The organism is Cellulomonas sp. Marseille-Q8402, from assembly GCF_965119525.1.
Genome location: NZ_CBCPLX010000001.1, coordinates 1039400 through 1057278, shown reverse-complemented (window position 1 = coordinate 1057278; position 17879 = coordinate 1039400). Strand labels below are relative to the sequence as shown.

The following is a 17879-nucleotide window of genomic DNA, read 5'->3' as shown; positions in this document are numbered from 1 at the left end:
ATGGCCCGCCCCTCGACCGAGCAGCACACCGCCGTGCACGGCCGCCGCTGGTGGTCCGAGATCGGCTGGCGGCACGTCGTCGGCGTCGTGATGATCGCGATCTGCGTGCTCCCGCTGCTGTACGTCCTGTCCGCGTCGCTCAACCCCGGCGGCACGCTGACCGGCTCCAACCAGCTGTTCCGCACCGTCGACCTGCAGAACTACGCGGACCTGTGGCCGCGCGGGTACGGGAGCTGGGCGCTGAACTCCCTGATGGTCTCCAGCATCACGGCGATCGGCACGGTGCTGATGGGCGCCGCCGCGGCCTACGCCTTCTCGCGGTTCCGGTTCCGCGGCCGGCACTCGGGGCTGACCGCCCTGCTGCTGGTGCAGATGTTCCCGCAGATGCTCGCGTTCGTGGCGCTGTTCCTGCTGCTGCTGTCGCTGTCCGAGGTGTTCCCGGCGATCGGCCTGAACACGCAGCTCGGGCTCATCTGCGTGTACCTGGGTGGCGCGCTCGGCGTGAACACGTTCCTCATGTACGGGTTCTTCAACACCGTCCCGCGCGAGCTGGACGAGGCCGCGAAGATCGACGGCGCGACGCACGCGCAGATCTTCTGGACGATCATCCTGCGGCTGGTGGCGCCGATCCTCGCGGTCGTCGGGCTGCTCGCGTTCATCTCGTCCTACGGTGAGTTCATCATCGCGAAGGTCGTCCTGCAGCGCCCCGAGAAGTTCACGCTCGCGCTCGGGCTCTACAACTGGGCCTCCGACGAGCGCAACGCGCGCTGGGGGCTGTTCGCCGCCGGTGCGGTGCTCGCCGCGATCCCCGTGGTGCTGCTGTTCCTGTTCCTGCAGAAGTACATCGTCGGCGGCCTCACCGCCGGCTCCGTGAAGGGCTGACCTTGACCGCCGGCACCACCCCCTCCGCACGCGGGCGGCACGCCGCCGGTCCCGGCGCCCGCCGGGTGCGCCTCGGCGCGCACCACGACGGCTCCGCGCTGCACGTCCCGCCCGGCACCCCGTCTCTCGGCGACGTGGTGCCGGTGCGGGTGCGCGTGCCCGGGGACGGGCCGGCGCCGGAGGTGCTGGTGCGGGTCGTCGAGGACGGCGAGCCGCGGGTGTACCCGGCGCGGGCCGACGGGGGCGACGCCCACGAACGCTGGTTCACCGCCGACGTGCCGGTGACCAACCCCGTGACGTCCTACCGGTTCCTCCTGGCCGGCGAGGCCGTCGACGGCGGGCAGGCGTGGCTGAACGGGGAGGGCGTCGTCGCCCGCGACGTCCCGGACGCGTCCGACTTCCGGCTCAGCACGACCCCGGCGGGACCGGACTGGGCGCGCGACGCCGTCGTGTACCAGGTGTTCCCCGACCGGTTCGCGCGGTCGACGGGGCACGACGGCCCGCCGGCCGGCCCGCTGCCGGAGTGGGCGCTGCCCGCGTCCTGGTCCGACGAGCCGGTCGGCGGCGGCCCCGGCACGGGCACCCAGCTCTACGGCGGCGACCTGGCCGGCATCGAGCAGCGCCTGGACCACCTGCAGCGGCTCGGCGTCGACACGCTGTACCTGACCCCGGTGTTCGAGGGCCGGTCGAACCACCGGTACGACGCCCGGACGTTCGACCACGTCGACCCGCTGCTCGGGGGCGACGCGGCGTTCGCGTCGCTGGCCGGTGCGCTGCACGGCCGCGGCATGCGGCTCGTCGGCGACCTCACGACCAACCACACCGGCGACGCGCACGACTGGTTCCGGCGCGCCGTCGAGGACCCGGGTGCCCCGGAGCGCGACTTCTACTACTGGCGGGACGAGGCCCCGGGGTACGTGGGCTGGCTCGGGCACGCTTCGCTGCCCAAGCTCAACCACCACGCGCCCGCGCTCGCCGAGCGCCTGTTCGGTGGGCCGTCCTCCGTCGTCGGGCGGTACCTCGCCGAGCCGTTCCGGATGGACGGCTGGCGGGTCGACGTCGCCAACATGACCGGCCGGCAGGGCGGCGACGACCTCACGCACGACGTCGCCCGCCGGATGCGCGCCGCGATGGAGGCGATCAACCCGGACGCCGCCCTGATCGCCGAGCACTTCCACGACGCGGGCGAGGACCTCCGCGCCGGCGGCTGGCACGCGACCATGAACTACTCGGCCTTCACCCGGCCCGTCTGGACCTGGCTGACCGACCCGGAGTCCGCCGCCGGCGTGCGGTACGTCGAGCTGCCCACCGGGATCCCGCGGCGGTCCGGCGCCGCCGCCGTCGCGGCGATGCGGCAGTTCGGCGCGGCCGTGCCGTGGTCCGTCACCACGCACCAGTGGAACCTCCTCGGGTCGCACGACACCGCGCGGTTCCGCACGATCGTCGGCTCCCGCGAGCGGGTCGAGGTCGGTGCCGGGCTGCTCCTGACCTACCCGGGGACGCCGGTGGTCTTCGCCGGCGACGAGGGCGGGGTGGCCGGCCGCAACGGCGAGCACGCGCGCGTCCCGATGCCGTGGCAGGCGATCGACGCCGGCGGTGGCGCGGGCTGGGACGCCGCCACCTTCGACGTGTACCGGTCGCTGATCGCGCTGCGCCGCTCGTCGCGCGCGCTGCGCGAGGGCGGACTGCGCTGGGTCCTGGTCGACGACGACGCCGTCGCCTACCTGCGCGAGACGCCCGACGAGCGGGTGCTCGTGCTCGCGGCCCGTGCGCCGTGGTCCGGGGCGGTGCTGCCCGGCGCGCTGCTGGCGGCGGGGGAGCGGCCCGTGTCGCTCTACGGCGGTGCCGAGCTGCCGGTCGACGAGGCCGGCCTGCACCTGCCGGGCGACGGCCCGGGTCTGCAGGTGTGGCGCCTGGCCTGAGCCGGGTGCGGGGCGCCGCGCCGATAGGCTGAGGCCCGTGACCAGCGAGCACCCCGACGGCTACGTCGACGCCGACCGGGAGCGCTGGGTCCTCGAGGCCCCCAAGTCGCGCGCCCGCACCCCGTTCGAGCGGGACCGCGCGCGCCTGGTGCACTCCTCGGCGCTGCGCCGGCTCGGCGCCAAGACGCAGGTGCTCGGACCGTCGAGCGACGACTTCGTGCGCACCCGGCTCACGCACACCCTCGAGGTCGCCCAGGTCGGCCGCGAGATCGGCAAGACCCTCGGCTGCGACCCCGACGTCGTCGACACCGCCTGCCTGGCGCACGACCTGGGCCACCCGCCGTTCGGCCACAACGGCGAGCGCGCCCTCGCGCACCTGTCCCGGGACATCGGGGGGTTCGAGGGCAACGCCCAGACCCTGCGGCTGCTCACCCGGCTGGAGCCGAAGGTCGTCGGCCCCGACGGCGTCGCGGTCGGGCTCAACCTGACCCGCGCCTCGCTCGACGCCTCGGTCAAGTACCCGTGGGGCGTCGGCGAGGGACCGCTGTCCGCCAGCGGCCGGCCGACGCACAAGTTCGGCGTCTACGCCGACGACCTGCCGGTGTTCACCTGGCTGCGTGACGGGTCGCCCGCCGGGCACAAGTGCCTCGAGGCGCAGGTCATGGACCTGGCGGACGACATCTCCTACTCCGTGCACGACGTCGAGGACGCCGTCGTGGGCGGCCGGTTCGACCTCAGCGTGCTCACCGTCCCCGACGAGCGCGCCCGCGTCGTCGAGGCGATCCAGACCTGGTACGGCGACGCCGTCGACGCCGCCGGGCTCGAGGCCGCGATGGACCGCCTGGCCGCCGCCGAGCTCTGGCGGCCCGGGTTCGACGGCTCCCGCGGCGCCCTCGCCACGCTCAAGGACACCACCAGCCAGCTGATCGGCCGGTTCGCGCGCGCCGCCCAGCTCGCGACCCGCGAGCGGTACGGCCCGGGCCCGCTCACGCGGTACGCCGCAGACCTGATCGTCCCCGACACCACCACCGCCGAGATCCTGGTGCTGAAGGGCCTCGCCGTCGCGTACGTCATGGCCCCGCGCGAGCTCGAGCCGCTCTACCAGCGGCAGCGGGAGATCCTCGCCGACCTGGTGCACGTGCTCTCCGACCGGGCCCCGATCGCGCTGGAGCCGCCGTTCGCCGCGGACTGGCGGGGCGCCGCCGCCCCCGCCGCCCCGCTGCGCGTGGGGGGCGGCCAGGGGGGGCGCCCGGCCGACGCGTGCGGCGCGGCCGGGCCCGCCCGCCTCTGTCTCCTTTAAACCCCCCCGTGCCCCCGAGGCCGAACTCGACGTCGCCGAGGTCGAGGGTTCCGCGCGAGGTCGTGGGTTCGGCGGGCCTGTCCGCAGCGGAACCGTCGACCTCGGCGCGGTGAGCCCAGGGACCCGGCCGCGTGGGTCGGCGGAGGCGCTGCGCGGCCTAGGATCGTCCCGTGGCGGGACGCATCCGGCGGGAGGACGTGCAGACGGTCCGCGAGCGTGCCCGGATCGAGGACGTCGTCGGCGAGCACGTCGCGCTGAAGTCCGCCGGCGTCGGGTCCATGAAGGGCCTGTGCCCGTTCCACGACGAGAAGTCGCCGTCGTTCCACGTCCGCCCGCAGGTCGGGCTCTACCACTGCTTCGGGTGCGGTGAGGGCGGCGACGTCATCGACTTCATCCAGAAGATCGACGGCCTGCCGTTCGCCGAGGCGGTCGAGTACCTGGCGGGCCGCGCCGGCGTGACGCTGCGGTACGAGGAGGGCGGCGCGCCGCGGCCGGGGCACGAGCCCGGCAAGCGGCAGCGGCTGCTCGAGGCGCACCGGATCGCGGAGGAGTACTTCGCGGAGCAGCTCGTGACGCCGGAGGCGGCGACCGCGCGCGCGTTCCTCGCCGAGCGCGGGTTCGACCGGTCGGCGGCCGAGCAGTTCGGCGTGGGCTACGCCCCGCAGGGCTGGGACCACCTGCTGCGGCACCTGCGCGGCCGGTCGTTCACCGAGGCGGAGCTGCTGGCCAGCGGGCTGATGAGCCAGGGGAACCGCGGCGTCTACGACCGGTTCCGCGGCCGGCTCGTGTGGCCGATCCGCGAGGTGACGGGCGACGTCGTCGGGTTCGGTGCCCGCAAGCTGTACGAGGACGACCAGGGGCCGAAGTACCTGAACACGCCGGAGACGCCGCTCTACAAGAAGTCCCAGGTGCTCTACGGCATCGACCTGGCGAAGCGGGAGATCGCGAAGAACAAGCAGGTCGTGGTCGTCGAGGGCTACACCGACGTGATGGCGATGCACCTGTCGGGGATCGGCACCGCGGTCGCGACCTGCGGCACCGCGTTCGGCTCGGACCACGCGCGCGTCGTCCGGCGCCTGATGGGTGCGGGCGGCGCGGGCAGCGGCATCCAGCTGGCGTCGGGCGAGTCCGTGGGCGGCGAGGTCATCTTCACGTTCGACGGCGACTCCGCCGGCCAGAAGGCGGCGATGCGCGCGTTCGGGGAGGACCAGGCGTTCAGCGCGCAGACGTTCGTCGCCGTGGCCGACGGCGGCATGGACCCGTGCGACCTGCGCCAGGCGCAGGGCCCGGACGCCGTGCGCGCGCTGGTCCGCGGCCGCCAGCCGCTGTTCGAGTTCGTCATCCGCACGACGCTGCAGGGCTTCGACCTGGGCACCGCCGAGGGCCGGGTCGCGGCGCTGCGCGCCTCGGCGCCGATCCCCGGCGGCATCCGCGACGCCGCGCTCCGGCCCGAGTACACGCGCATGCTCGCCGGCTGGCTCGGCATGGACATCGGCACCGTGCAGCGCGCGGTGCAGTCGGCGACGCGCGGCGGCGGGCGGCAGGCGGGCGGTCCGGGCAGCTCGGGCGGCTCCGGCGGTGCGGGTCAGCCGGGCGGCGGCCGGGGCGCCTTCGTCCCGCCCGGGCCCGAGCAGGGCTGGCAGCGCCGTGACGGCGGACGCGGCGGCTCCGGCGGCGGGCGCGGCCCGGGCGGCAACCGGTGGGAGGACCGCCAGCGCGGCGGTGGTGGCGCGAACGGCCGCGGCGGTCGTGGCGGCCCCGACCGGCGGGACGACCGCGGCTGGAACGACCGCACCAGCGAGCCCCCGTACGACCCGTCGCACGAGCCGCCGCACGACCTCGACCAGCACGGCGAGGGCACTGTCGCGCTGCCCGCGGTGCGGATGTCGATGCCGGACCCCCGCGACCCCGTGGCAGCGACCGAGCGCCGCGCGCTCGAGGCCGTGCTGCAGATGCCCGAGGTCGTGCCCCCCGAGTTCGACGACCTGGCCGCCGACGCGTTCACCGCACCGGCCTACCGCGCGGTGCACGCGGCGGTGCGTGCCGCCGGGGGAGCGGCCGCTGCCCGCCGGCTCGCCGCGGCGGCGGGCCCGAGCGCGGCCGTCGGGTGGGTCGAGGCCGTCCGCGAGGAGGCCGCCGCGCCCGTCGCCGGGCTGGTCACGCAGCTGGCCGTCGCCCCGCTGCCCGAGGACCGCGCGGACCGGCTGCCGGGGTACGCCCGGGGGCTGGTGATGGCACTGGTCGAGATGGAGATCACCCGGCACATCGCGGACCTGCGGGGACGGCTGCAGCGCATGGACGCCACCGCCGACCCCGACGGCTACCGCTCGCTGTCGGTGCAGCTGATGGCGGAGGAGGGCCGGCGCCGGGCCCTCCGCGAGAGCGCCTGACCCCGCCGCACGACCCGACCGACGACCCCACCGCTGCCGCCGGCGGGCCGGGCGGCGGTACGGTGCCGGGATGGAGCTGTGGGGCGCAGCGCTGTACGGGGACCCGTGCCGGGACTGCGGGTACACCTGGGACCGCACGCCGGAGGCGGCGGTGCACGCCGTGGCCGAGGTGCCGGGCCGGTTCGCCGCGGTGCTCGTGACCGCCCCGGAGCCGCTCCGGCACCCGGAGCTCGGCTGGAGCACGGCGGCGTACGTCCGGCACGTGGCCGACAACCTGGAGATGTGGGCGTACCGGCTCGACGCCGCCCGCGTCGACGGCCGCCGTGCCGCTGCCGGCTACGACCCCGACGCGCTCGCCGACGCGAAGGACTACGCGCACGCCACCGTCGGCGCGTCGCTGCTCGCCCTGCGGCGGGTCGTCCCCGGCTGGGTCGACGCCGTCGGCGCGGCGCTCGCGGGCGACGTCGTGCTGGACCACGCCACGCGCGGCCCGCAGACCGCCGCCGACGTCGCCCGGAACAACGCCCACGACGCCCTGCACCACCTGCACGACGTGCGCCGCACCGTGGAGCACGCGGCCGCCTCGGGCGGATGAGGGCCCGGATGACGAAACCTCCCGCACACCTGGGCCGTCTACCCTGACCGGCATGACGACTGCGGAGGCCGCACCCGGCCAGGAGCTGCCCGACGAGCGCGAGATCCTGGGCTGGGACCAGTTCGGCGAGGCCTCGCGCGAGCTCGCGCGGGCCGTGGTGGCCTCGGGGTTCGAGCCCGACGTGGTCGTGGCGGTCGCCCGCGGCGGGCTGCTGCCCGCCGGCGCGCTGTCCTACGCCCTCGGCCTGAAGGCCTGCGGCACCCTCAACGTCGAGTTCTACACCGGGGTCGACGCCCGCCTGCCCGAGCCCGTGGTGCTCCCGCCGCTGCTCGACAACGCCGCGCTCGTGGGCCGCCGGGCCCTCGTCGTGGACGACGTCGCCGACACCGGGGAGACCCTGGCCCTGGTGCAGCGCCTGGTCGCCGAGCACTGCGAGGAGGCGCGGACCGCGGTGCTCTACGCCAAGCCGCACTCGATCGTCGCTCCCGACTTCGTCTGGCGCCGCACGGACCGCTGGATCACGTTCCCGTGGTCGGCGGAGCCGCCGGTCACCGCCTGACCGGGGGAGGTGCGGCGTGGCGCTCCCTCGCCTGCGGTGCGTGGCGAACCGCGGGGCGTTCCTGCCGCTGGACCGTCGCCCGTCCGGCACCGACGCGCAGTCCGGCTACGCGCTGAGCCCGGGCCGGGCGTACGTCGTCGCCGGCGTGGTCGCGCTGGCGGACCACCTCAGCCTGCTCGTCCGGGACGACGACGGGCTGCCCGCGTTCGTGCCGGCGGAGCTGTTCGCCGGCTCGGTCGACGTGCCGGCGGACTGGCGGTTCGGGCTGGTGGCGCGCGGCAGCGGGTCCGCGGTCTGGGGCGAGGCGCGGGTCGCGGCGTGGGGGTACGCCGCGCTGGTCGACGACCCCGGTCACGTCGACGCCCTGCTCGGCGGCGACCCGTCGGCCCGGGCGGTGTTCGACGAGCGGGTGGCCGAGCCGCCCGGGCGCTGACGTCAGCCGCCGCCCAGCCCCTCGGCCCGCGCCCGCACGATCGCGGCGGACCGGTCCGGCACCTCGAGCTTGGTCAGCACGTTCGCCACGTGGTTCCGGACCGTCTTGGCCGAGAGGCCGAGCCGGCGGGCGACGACGACGTTGTCGTGCCCGGCGGCGACGAGGTCGAGGACCTCGCGCTCGCGGTCGGTGAGCCGGGGGAAGGGCACCCGCACGGCCGACCGCCCGCCGAGCACGTAGGCCATCGCGCGCGCGGCCACGGAGGGGCCGAGGATCATCTCGCCCGCGGCGACCGCCCGGACCGCCCGCTCGACCTGGTCCGGGGAGGCCGACTTCACCAGGTACCCGCGGGCGCCGGCGCGGACGGCGGCCACGACCGCGTCGTCGTCCTCGTGCATGCTCATCACCAGCACCGCGACGCCGGGGCGCGCGGCCAGCACCTCGCGGGTCACGTCCACCCCCGACCCGTCGCCGAGGTCGAGGTCCATCACCACTACGTCGACCGGTCCCGCACCGCCGTCCTGCACGAGCAGCCCCCGCGCCTCCGCCGCACCCGCCGCCGCCCCGACCACCTCGACGCCGGCCAGGGAGCCGAGCAGCGCCGACATGCCGATCCGGAACACCGGGTGGTCGTCGACGAGCGCGACCCGGACGGTCACGAGGTCACCGCCGTCGTCTCGGGGTGCGGGGCGGGCGCGGGCCGCAGCGCCGCGCCCGGCAGGAGCGGCAGCACCGCCCGCACCCGCGTGCCGGGGGACCGGTCCGTGACCTCGACCGTGCCGCCGAGCTCCTCGGCGCGCTCGTGCATCGACCGGGTGCCGACGCCGACCACGCCACCGGGCCCGCACCCGTCGTCGTCGCACACCAGCTCGAGCGTGCCGGCGGTGCGGCGCACGGCGATCCGGCAGCCCGGCGCCCCGGAGTGCCGCCGGGCGTTGCGCGCCGCCTCGGCGAGCACCCCGTAGGCCGCCGCGGCCACGACGGGGTCGAGGTCCCCGGGGTCGTCGCCGCCGACGTGCACCGTGAAGCCGTCCCGGCCGAGCCGGTCCGCGAGGTCGGCGAGCGCCGGGCCGAGGCCCTCCTCGTCCAGCACGGGCGGCAGCAGGCTGCGGGCGAGCGCCCGGACGTCCTCCACGCGGCGCTCCGCCTCGTCGACCAGGGCGCGCAGGGCGTCGCGGGCGGCGGCGGTGGCGGCCGGCGTGCCCGCGTCGAGCAGGTTGAGCGCGCCCTGGAGCCCCAGCCGGACGCCGCTGAGCCACGGGCCGAGGCCGTCGTGCAGCTCGCGGCGGATCGCGCGGCGCTCCCGCAGCCGGGCGCTGGTGGTGGCGTCCCGTGCGCGCTCGAGGTCGCGGGCCCCGGCGGCGAGCGCCAGCCCCGCGGCCAGCACCGGGAGCACCTGGTCCAGCGCCGCGCGGGTGCGGGCGTCGAGACGCTCCCCGGGCGGCGCGGTGACGTCGAGGCGGCCGACGGCGAGGCCGCCGTGCGGGACGGACAGGTGCACCGGCGGCGCGGTCGGCGCGCCCCACGCCGCCACCAGCGGCTCCGCGTCGGCGGACGCCAGCCGGACGGACTCCAGCCGCAGCGACTCGCCCACGCTGGCCACGAGCTGGTCCAGCAGGTCGGCCGGGCTGCCGGGCGCGCCGAGGGTGCGGCCGAGCCGCAGCGCCGCGCCGCCGGGGTCGTCGCCGTCGCCGTAGACCAGCCGCCGGACCCGGCGCTGCAACCACCCGCGCGCGGGCTGGAGGAGCAGCACCACGCCGACCGCGGCGACGACCTGGGCGCCGGTGCTGCTGGTCCCCGCGAGCGCCGACGCGGTGCCGGCGACGGCCGCGTAGACGCCGGCCAGCAGCAGCGTGAGCAGCGCGGCCACGGTCGCACGGCTGACGGCGAGGTCCAGCCCCCACAGCCGGTTGCGCAGCACCGTCACGAGCAGGGCGGCGGGGAACAGGGCCTGGCACAGCAGGTGGCTGACCGGGATGGCGAGGACCAGCCCGGGCCCGGGGTCGCTGAGCACCAGCGGGACGAACGACAGCGCCATGATCAGCGTCGCGGCGGCGAGGACGTCGAGGCCCCGGCGCTCGTCGGCCGGCCCGTGCCGGAACCGCCACCACGTGCCGGCTGCGGTGACCAGACCGGCGACGACCACCAGCGCGAGGGCGAGCCGGGGGTCGGACATCGGGGCGACCAGCCGCACCCCGGTCAGCAGCCCCGCCGCGACGACGCCCAGCGCCAGCCCGGCCCGGGCCCACGGGCCGAGGGCGCGGTCGCGGGTGAGCCACGGCACCACCGTGAACAGGGCGACGGTGCCGGGCACCCAGATCCAGCCGAACGTCGCCACGAGCCAGTCGAGGGCCGGCAGCCCCGGCCGGGAGGCCGCGAACGCGCCCCACGCGCCGCCGACCGCGGACACCCCGCCCGCGACTCCGGTGAACGCGACGAGCCAGCCGACCACGTGCCGGCGCCGGGACAGGATCACGGCGCCGACGGTGCCGTAGACGGCCGCCACGGCGATGTCGACGGCCGTGAACAGCAGGTCGCCGGGGACCATGCCGCCGCCGGCCGCGACGTGCAGCACCGTCGCGGTGCCGGCCAGCAGCCAGCAGACCAGCGCGACGGCGCCGGCGACGACGGGCAGGCCGCCGTCCGCGCGCCGGTGCGCCGCCGACCCCTCCCGGTCCATGGCGTCACCGTAGGGGCTGACCGCCACGGGAGGGGAGGGGTCGGGCACCTTCACCTGCGGTCGCCCACCGCGAAGCCGATCGCCGCGACGAGCAGCCACAGCGGCCCGGTGAACCCGGCCATGTACTGCAGCGGGGAGAGGCCGAGCAGCAGCGTGAGCCCGCCGAGCACCGCGCTGACCCAGCCGATCCACCGCGGGGCGGCGCCGTGCCGCAGCGCGGCGACCGCCACGGCCACCCCGGTCAGGCCCGCGCCGACCCACAACCACGGGATGGTCGCGACCCAGGAGGTGTAGAACGCCCCCGACTCCGTGACCATCTTCTCGGGCTCGGCGAACCCGAACATGAACTCGGTGTCCAGGCCCGTGCCCATCAGCGCGGCCACCGCGACCAGCAGCAGCCCGCCGGACGCCACCGCGGGCAGCAGGCTGCCTGCGGGCGCCTGCTGCCCGAGCCGCCGGGCCAGCCCCGCCGCGAACACCAGGACCAGCACCATCGTGATCAGGGTCGCGGTGTGGAACAGCAGCATCGTCGGGATCGTGTCCGCCATGTCGGCGACCATCAGGTCCGCGTCGCCCGCGGTCCGCTCCCAGTCGACGGACAGGCCGAGCGAGGCCTGGATCGACACCAGGCCGGCCAGGCCGGCACCGATCCCCGCGAGCGCCCAGCCCCGCGGCTGCGGCCGGACCCGGCTCCCGGGCGTCGTGGCGGCCTGCGTCGTCGTGCCGGTGCCGCCCCCTGCGGCGGCACCGACCCCGGACGTGCGGGCGGCGGAGGGTGTGTCGTGCGTGGTCATCGCGTTCTCCTCGGTGTCGGGAGGCGACGTGCCTCCGCTCCGCCCGACGCTGGCCGGGCCCGCGTCCCGGGCGGAAGGGCCGGCGTCCCGGACTCCCGGGCGACCGGCCCGGGACGGCGCGGCGCGGTATCCCCGTGCAGGTCGCCGCGCCCCGTCGCTACACTCGTGCCCACAGGCACCGATCCGGCCATCACCGGGGAGCCTCCGGAAGAACCGGGCGCCAGCACGACCGGCGCCCGCAGTAGACCCGGACGGGTAGGCCCGTCACAGCCGTCAGCGAGTGGTCGCACACCTCCCCGCCAGGGCGGTCGCGCGGCAAGCGGGGTGGTACCGCGGCAGGGTGCGAGGTCGAGAGAGCGAGCGCCAGGTCGTCCCCGTGGGTCCGCCACGCACCGCGTGCCCCGTCCCGGGGCCGCCGACCACAGGAGCGCCAGCCGCCATGGCCTATCCGCTGCACCGCTCGCCGTCCGGCAAGCACGCCGCCCCCGTCGCGCCCGGCGCGTCCTTCGGGCTGCCGGCGTCGCCGGACCTGCCCGCCCTCGAGAAGGACGTCCTGGCGTACTGGGACGCCGACGGCACGTTCCGGGCGTCGGTCGACGCGCGCCCCGCCGGCGAGGACGGCGCCAACGAGTTCGTGTTCTACGACGGCCCGCCGTTCGCGAACGGCCTGCCGCACTACGGCCACCTGCTGACGGGCTACGCGAAGGACATCGTCGGCCGCTACCAGACGCAGCGCGGTCGTCGCGTGGAGCGCCGGTTCGGTTGGGACACGCACGGGCTGCCCGCGGAGCTCGAGGCGGAGCGGATCCTCGGCATCACGGACAAGTCGCAGATCGAGGAGATGGGCATCGAGGCGTTCAACGACGCCTGCCGCACCTCCGTGCTGCGGTACACCGACGAGTGGCAGGTGTACGTGACCCGCCAGGCCCGCTGGGTGGACTTCGAGCACGACTACAAGACCCTCGACCCGTCCTACATGGAGTCGGTCATCTGGGCGTTCAAGCGCCTGTACGACAAGGGCTGGGCGTACGAGGGCTACCGCGTGCTGCCCTACTGCTGGAACGACCAGACGCCGCTGTCCAACCACGAGCTGCGGATGGACGACGACGTCTACAAGGACGTCCAGGACCAGACCGTCACGGTGACGTTCCCGTTCACGGGCGAGCGCGCCGAGGAGCTCGGGCTGACCGGCGTCGCCGCGCTCGCCTGGACGACGACGCCGTGGACGCTGCCGACCAACTCGGCGCTCGCGGTCGGGCCCGACGTCACGTACGCGGTGGTGCCCGCCGGCCCGAACGGCACCTCCGCCGCCGGCGAGGCGTTCCTGATGGCGCGCGACCTGGTCGCGGGCTACGCCAAGGACCTCGGCCACGACTCCGCCGAGGACGCCCTCGCGGCCGTGACCCGCGAGATCCGCGGTGCCGACCTGGCCGGCGTGCGCTACGCGCCCCTGTTCGGCTACCTGGCCGACCAGCCGGGCATGGCCGAGCACGGCTTCCAGGTGCTGCTCGCCGACTACGTCACCACCGAGGACGGCACCGGCGTGGTGCACCAGGCGCCCGCCTACGGCGAGGTCGACCAGGAGACCTGCGAGGCCGTCGGCATCCCGACCGTGCTGAGCGTGGACGAGGGCGGGAAGTTCACGTCGCTCGTCCCCGACTTCCAGGGCCTGCAGGTGTTCGAGGCGAACAAGCCGATCACCCAGCGGCTGCGCGCCGACGGCCGGCTGCTGCGCCAGGCGTCGTACGTGCACTCCTACCCGCACTGCTGGCGCTGCCGGAAGCCGCTGATCTACAAGGCCGTGTCGTCGTGGTTCGTCAAGGTGACCGCGTTCCGCGACCGGATGGTCGAGCTCAACCAGGGGATCTCCTGGGTGCCCGAGCACATCAAGGACGGGCAGTTCGGCAACTGGCTCGCGAACGCCCGGGACTGGTCGGTGTCCCGGAACCGGTACTGGGGCACGCCGATCCCCGTGTGGGTGAGCGACGACCCGGCGTACCCGCGCATCGACGTGTACGGCTCGTTCGCGGAGCTGGAGGCCGACTTCGGCCGCCTGCCGCTGAACGCGCAGGGCGAGCCGGACCTGCACCGGCCGTTCATCGACGACCTGACCCGGCCGAACCCGGACGACCCGACCGGCCGGAGCACCATGCGCCGGATCCCGGACGTGCTGGACGTGTGGTTCGACTCCGGGTCGATGCCGTACGCCCAGGTGCACTACCCGTTCGAGAACGCCGACTGGTTCGAGCACCACTACCCGGGCGACTTCATCACCGAGTACATCGGGCAGACCCGCGGCTGGTTCTACCTGCTGCACGTGCTGGCCACGGCGCTGTTCGACCGCCCGGCGTTCCGGACCAGCGTGTCGCACGGCATCGTGCTGGGCTCCGACGGCCGCAAGATGAGCAAGTCGCTGCGGAACTACCCGGACGTCAACGAGGTGTTCGACCGCGACGGGTCGGACGCGATGCGCTGGTTCCTCATGGCGTCGCCGATCCTGCGCGGCGGCAACCTGGTGGTGACCGAGGACGGCATCCGCTCCGAGGTGCGCCAGGTGCTGCTCCCGCTGTGGAGCACCTGGTACTTCTTCGCGCTGTACGCCAACGCGGCGAACGGTGGCTCGGGCCTGACGGGCAGGCGCGTGACGCCCGAGACCCCGGTCAGCACGATGGACCGGTACGTCCTGGCCCGGACGCGCCGGCTGGTCGAGACGGTCACCGCGCAGCTCGACGCCTACGACGTCCCCGGCGCCTGCGAGACGGTCCGGGTGCACCTGGACCTGCTGACCAACTGGTACGTCCGCACGCAGCGCGACCGGTTCTGGGCCGAGGACCAGGCGGCGTTCGACACGCTGTGGACCGCGCTCGAGACGCTGACCCGGGTGATGGCGCCGCTCGCGCCGCTGCTGTCCGAGGAGGTCTGGCGCGGCCTGACCGGGGCGCGGTCGGTGCACCTCACCGACTGGCCGACCCTGGGCGACGGCGGGGCGGACGACACCGCGCTCGCGGCCGACGACGACCTGGTGGCCGCCGTGGACGGCGTGCGCGAGGCGGTCTCCGCGGCCCTGGCGCTGCGCAAGGCGAACGGCCTGCGCGTCCGGCAGCCGCTGCGCGACCTGCGGGTGGCCACCGCGACGCCCGACGCGCTGGCCCCGTTCACGGACCTGCTGGCCGCCGAGCTCAACGTCAAGCGGGTCACGCTGTCGACGGTCGAGGAGGCCGCCGCGGGCGGCGTCGCGGTGCGGCGGAACCTGGCGGTCAACGCGCGGGCCGCCGGGCCGCGCCTGGGCCGCGGCGTGCAGGCGGCGATCCGTGCCGCGAAGGCGGGCGACTGGGACACCGACGCCGCGGGCACCGTCGTGGTGCGCACCCCTGACGGCGACGTGCCGCTCGAGCCGAGCGAGTACGAGCTGACGACGGCGATCGAGGTCGCGACGGCCGAGGGCGAGGCGCCGGCGCTCGCCGCGGGCGTGCTGCCCTCGGGCGGGTTCGTGGTGCTCGACCTGGCGCTGAACGACGCCCTGCGCGCCGAGGGCTACGCCCGCGACGTCGTCCGCGCCGTGCAGGACGCACGGAAGGCGGCCGACCTGGTCGTCTCCGACCGGATCCGGCTGACCCTGGGGGTCCCGGCCGAGCACGAGGAGGCGGTCCGCACGCACGAGGAGTTCATCGCCACGGAGACCCTGGCCACGACGGTGGTGCTGGAGCCGGCCCCCGGCGCCGACCTGACCGTGTCGGTCGAGCGGGTGGACGCCTGATGGCCGCCGCGAGGGGTCGCGGCGGGGCCGACCACCTGAAGGACGAGGCGGCGCAGGCCGCCCGCCGCGCCGCCGACGAGGTGTACGCCGGCATCCTCGACCGGGCGCCGGAGCACGACATCGACCCGACCCTGGACCGGGTCGCGGCGGTGTGCGAGCTGCTGGGCGACCCGCAGAAGGCCTACCGGGTCGTGCACATCACCGGCACCAACGGCAAGACGTCGACCGCCCGCATGGTCGAGCGGCTGGTGCGGGAGCACGGGCTGCGCACGGGCCGGTTCACCAGCCCGCACCTGACCCGGGTCACCGAGCGGATCGCGATCGACGGCGAGCCGATCACCGACGAGCGGTTCGTCGAGGTGTGGCAGGACGTCGCGCCGTACGTGCACATGGTCGACGTCAAGGAGCAGGCGGAGGGCCGTCCGCGGCTGTCGTTCTTCGAGGTGTTCACCGTGATGGCCTTCGCCGCGTTCGCGGACGCGCCGGTGGACGTCGCGGTGGTCGAGGTCGGCATGGGCGGGCGCTGGGACGCCACCAACGTCGCCGACGGCGAGGTCGCGGTGATCACCCCGGTCGCGTACGACCACGAGCGCTGGCTCGGGCACACCCTCGTCGAGATCGCCGGGGAGAAGTCCGGCATCGTCAAGGACGGCGCCACCCTGGTGCTGTCCCAGCAGCAGGAGGACGCCGAGGGCGTGATCCTGCACGCCGCGGCCGAGCACGGCGCCAGGGTGGTCCGCGAGGGCATCGACATCGACGTGGTCGACCGCGCGGTCGCCGTCGGCGGGCAGCTGCTCACCCTGCGCGGCACCGGCGGCGTGTACACGGACGTCTTCCTGCCGCTGCACGGCGAGCACCAGGCGCACAACGCGCTGGCGGCGCTCGCGGCCGTCGAGGCCCTGATCGCGGGCGGCGGGGCCCTGGACGGCTCCGTCGTCGAGGTCGCGTTCGCCGACGCCGAGTCGCCGGGCCGCCTGGAGCTCGTCCGCTCCAGCCCGACGATCCTCGTCGACGGGGCGCACAACCCCGCGGGCGCGGAGGCGCTGGTCACCGCCGTCGAGGAGGCGTTCGCGTTCCAGCGCGTCGTCGGGGTGGTCGGCGTGATGGCCGACAAGGACCCGGAGAGCATCCTCGCGGTGCTCGAGCCGTCGCTGGCCGAGGTGGTCGTGACGCGCGCGTCGGGCCCGCGGGCGATGGAGGTGGACGACCTCGCCGAGATCGCGGTCGACGTGTTCGGCGAGGACCGCGTGCACGTGCGCGAGCGGCTGGACGACGCGATCACGCTCGCCGCCGACCTCGCGGAGGCGGAGGTGGAGCGCGGCGCGGCCGTGCTCGTCACCGGCTCGATCCTGCTCGTGGCCGAGGCGCGGGTGTACCTGGGCCGGGGCTGACGCCGACGGCGGACGGCGGGGGTGCACCGATGTGCACCCCCGCCGCACGTTCGCCCCTTGACGTCCACGACCAGCACCGCGAGTGTGAGGACTGTCGCGGCGACGGAGCCGTTGACGCCCGCCGCGAAGGGAACTCTCGACGTGAAGAAGCTCATCAACGACCCGCAGACCGTCGTCGCCGAGTCCGTCGAGGGATTCGGCCAGGCCCACGCGGACGTGGTCCAGGTGCACACCGACCCGCTGTTCGTCTCCCGGGCGTCCGGGCCGGTGAGCGGCAAGGTCGGCCTCGTCTCCGGCGGCGGCAGCGGGCACGAGCCGCTGCACGCCGGGTTCGTCGGCGACGGCATGCTGGACGCGGCCGTGCCGGGCGCGATGTTCACCTCGCCGACGCCCGACCAGATCGCCCCCGCGTTCGCCGCGGCCGACGGCGGCGCGGGCGTGCTGGCCATCGTGAAGAACTACACGGGCGACGTCCTCAACTTCGAGACCGCGGCCGAGCTCGCGGAGGCCGACGACCTCACGGTCCGCACGGTGGTCGTGAACGACGACGTCGCCGTGGAGGACTCGCTGTACACCGCGGGCCGCCGCGGCGTCGCCGGCACGCTCGCGGTCGAGAAGATCGCCGGGGCCGCCGCCGCCCGCGGGGACGACCTGGACGCCGTCGTCGCGGTGGCGGAGAAGGTGGTCGCGAACGTGCGGTCGATGGGCGTGGCGCTCGCCGCGGGCACGGTCCCGCACGCCGGCAAGCCGTCGTTCGACCTCCCCGACGACGAGATCGAGATCGGCATCGGCATCCACGGCGAGCCGGGCCGGCATCGCGTCCCCCTGAAGAGCGCGGACGAGATCACCGAGATGCTGCTGACCCCGGTGGCCGAGGACCTCGGGCTCGCGTCGGGGGAGCAGGTGCTGCTGTTCGTCAACGGCATGGGTGGCACGCCGCTCAGCGAGCTCTACGTCGTCTATCGTCAGGCACGCAGGCTGCTCGAGGGCCGCGGCGTCCAGGTGACCCGCTCGCTCGTGGGCAGCTATGTGACATCACTGGAGATGCAGGGCGCCTCGGTCACTGTCCTCCGGCTGGACGACGAGCTCACCGCGCTCTGGGACGCGCCGGTGCGCACGGCCGCGCTGCACTGGTAGCGGGCGCGTCGCCCGCCCGGGCGCAGGACTGCGGCTTCG

At 75.5% G+C, this 17879-nt stretch carries 13 protein-coding genes; 10 read left to right on the top strand and 3 right to left on the bottom strand.

Annotated features, from left to right (window positions below; genetic code table 11):
- The 7 genes from ACWPWW_RS04860 (at position 1) to ACWPWW_RS04830 (ending at position 8081) form a co-directional block, all read left to right on the top strand.
- A complete protein-coding gene (locus tag ACWPWW_RS04860) occupies positions 1-882 on the top strand; it encodes a sugar ABC transporter permease (RefSeq protein WP_454049206.1) in 882 nt (293 codons plus the stop codon).
- A gap of 2 nt (positions 883-884) precedes the next feature.
- Positions 885-2804, top strand: a complete 1920-nt coding sequence (locus ACWPWW_RS04855) for a glycoside hydrolase family 13 protein (RefSeq protein ID WP_454049205.1) — start codon at positions 885-887, stop codon at positions 2802-2804.
- A 28-nt stretch (positions 2805-2832) separates the two neighbouring features.
- Positions 2833-4104: a deoxyguanosinetriphosphate triphosphohydrolase gene (locus tag ACWPWW_RS04850; RefSeq protein WP_454050401.1), complete on the top strand. Its 1272-nt coding sequence runs from the start codon at positions 2833-2835 to the stop codon at positions 4102-4104.
- Positions 4105-4274: 170 nt separating this feature from the next.
- Positions 4275-6494 carry a DNA primase gene (gene dnaG, locus ACWPWW_RS04845; protein WP_454049204.1) on the top strand — a complete coding sequence of 740 codons (2220 nt, stop codon included), beginning with the start codon at positions 4275-4277 and terminating at the stop codon, positions 6492-6494.
- A 70-nt stretch (positions 6495-6564) separates the two neighbouring features.
- A complete protein-coding gene (locus tag ACWPWW_RS04840) occupies positions 6565-7089 on the top strand; it encodes a DinB family protein (protein WP_454049203.1) in 525 nt (174 codons plus the stop codon).
- Between the two features lie 52 nt (positions 7090-7141).
- On the top strand, positions 7142-7648 hold the full coding sequence (locus ACWPWW_RS04835; protein ID WP_454049202.1) for a phosphoribosyltransferase: 507 nt from the start codon (positions 7142-7144) through the stop codon (positions 7646-7648).
- A 40-nt stretch (positions 7649-7688) separates the two neighbouring features.
- Positions 7689-8081 carry a hypothetical protein gene (locus ACWPWW_RS04830; RefSeq protein WP_454049201.1) on the top strand — a complete coding sequence of 131 codons (393 nt, stop codon included), beginning with the start codon at positions 7689-7691 and terminating at the stop codon, positions 8079-8081.
- Between the two features lie 2 nt (positions 8082-8083).
- On the opposite strand, the gene ACWPWW_RS04825 is transcribed toward ACWPWW_RS04830, so the two are convergent.
- Genes ACWPWW_RS04825 through ACWPWW_RS04815 form a run of 3 tightly spaced genes read right to left on the bottom strand, consistent with a single transcriptional unit; the run spans position 8084 to position 11555 of the window.
- Positions 8084-8740 (bottom strand): response regulator, encoded by a 657-nt coding sequence (locus ACWPWW_RS04825; protein ID WP_454049200.1) that lies wholly within the window; start codon positions 8738-8740, stop codon positions 8084-8086.
- Positions 8737-10761, bottom strand: a complete 2025-nt coding sequence (locus ACWPWW_RS04820; protein ID WP_454049199.1) for a sensor histidine kinase — start codon at positions 10759-10761, stop codon at positions 8737-8739. Before ACWPWW_RS04820 ends, ACWPWW_RS04825 begins: the two co-directional genes overlap by 4 nt.
- 50 nt (positions 10762-10811) lie before the next feature.
- Complete coding sequence (locus tag ACWPWW_RS04815) at positions 10812-11555, bottom strand: hypothetical protein (RefSeq protein ID WP_454049198.1); 744 nt, start codon at positions 11553-11555, stop codon at positions 10812-10814.
- A gap of 439 nt (positions 11556-11994) precedes the next feature.
- On the opposite strand from ACWPWW_RS04815, the gene ileS reads away from it, so the two are divergent.
- From ileS to dhaK, 3 genes are all read left to right on the top strand, one after another.
- A complete protein-coding gene (gene ileS, locus ACWPWW_RS04810) occupies positions 11995-15312 on the top strand; it encodes an isoleucine--tRNA ligase (protein ID WP_454049197.1) in 3318 nt (1105 codons plus the stop codon).
- On the top strand, positions 15312-16703 hold the full coding sequence (locus ACWPWW_RS04805; RefSeq protein WP_454049196.1) for a bifunctional folylpolyglutamate synthase/dihydrofolate synthase: 1392 nt from the start codon (positions 15312-15314) through the stop codon (positions 16701-16703). The genes ileS and ACWPWW_RS04805 overlap by 1 nt, the downstream gene beginning before the upstream one ends.
- 141 nt (positions 16704-16844) lie before the next feature.
- Complete coding sequence (gene dhaK, locus ACWPWW_RS04800) at positions 16845-17840, top strand: dihydroxyacetone kinase subunit DhaK (RefSeq protein ID WP_454050400.1); 996 nt, start codon at positions 16845-16847, stop codon at positions 17838-17840.
- Positions 17841-17879 lie beyond the last annotated feature (39 nt).

Bases quoted from the DNA above. Each gene is read 5' to 3' on its own strand.
- ACWPWW_RS04860 (WP_454049206.1), top strand. From the start codon at position 1: ATGGCCCGCCCCTCGACCGAGCAGCACACCGCCGTGCACGGCCGCCGC.
- ACWPWW_RS04815 (WP_454049198.1), bottom strand. From the start codon at position 11,555: ATGACCACGCACGACACACCCTCCGCCGCCCGCACGTCCGGGGTCGGT.
- ACWPWW_RS04805 (WP_454049196.1), top strand. From the start codon at position 15,312: ATGGCCGCCGCGAGGGGTCGCGGCGGGGCCGACCACCTGAAGGACGAG.
- ACWPWW_RS04840 (WP_454049203.1), top strand. From the start codon at position 6,565: ATGGAGCTGTGGGGCGCAGCGCTGTACGGGGACCCGTGCCGGGACTGC.
- ACWPWW_RS04835 (WP_454049202.1), top strand. From the start codon at position 7,142: ATGACGACTGCGGAGGCCGCACCCGGCCAGGAGCTGCCCGACGAGCGC.
- ileS (WP_454049197.1), top strand. From the start codon at position 11,995: ATGGCCTATCCGCTGCACCGCTCGCCGTCCGGCAAGCACGCCGCCCCC.
- ACWPWW_RS04820 (WP_454049199.1), bottom strand. From the start codon at position 10,761: ATGGACCGGGAGGGGTCGGCGGCGCACCGGCGCGCGGACGGCGGCCTG.